Annotated in this window: 1 protein-coding gene; it reads right to left on the minus strand. The window is 67.4% G+C overall.

What is annotated here, in order from left to right; all coding sequences use genetic code 11:
• Positions 1–565, minus strand: a 565-nt coding sequence (locus AAE045_RS24030) for an alpha-amylase family glycosyl hydrolase (protein WP_455549809.1), incomplete at both ends; no start/stop codon positions are given.

Consider the following 565-nt stretch of genomic DNA (forward strand, 5'->3'; position numbering starts at 1 on the left):
AGTGACGTCGTCACGGAAAAATGCGGGCGCATACTGCGGCAGATGATTGCCCTCCGGGCCGAAGTGGTTGTAGACCACGTCCAGCAGCACCATCAGACCCAGTGCATGCGCGTGGTCGATCAGCGCCTTGAGCTCGTCCGGGCTGCCATAGGCGGCGGCCGGCGCGTAAGGCAATGCGCCGTCGTAGCCCCAGTTGCGCGTACCCGGAAAGGTGGCCAGGGGCATCAGTTCAAGAGCGGTGATGCCCATCGCTGCCAGTGCCGGGAGTTGCGCCTGCAGCGCGGCGTAGCCGCCCACAGCACCCACGTGCACTTCATAGAGGACGGCTTCCTCCCACGGCCTGCCCGCCCAATCGGCGTGTTGCCATGCATGGCCATCTTCGTCCAGCACGGCACTGGGGCCGTTGAGCCCTTCGGGTTGCCAGCGCGAGGCCGGATCGGGAACGCTGAGCGTCCCGTCGATGCGGTAGCGGTAGCGCGCCCCCGCTGCACACGCCAGCCGGATCCAGTAGCTGCCGTCATCGGCTGCCTGCATCGGCAGCGCCTCGCCGTCGAGCAGCAGCTCC

Origin of the sequence: Dryocola clanedunensis, from assembly GCF_038405435.1 — a bacterium.
Classification (GTDB): Bacteria; Pseudomonadota; Gammaproteobacteria; order Enterobacterales; family Enterobacteriaceae; genus Dryocola; species Dryocola clanedunensis_A.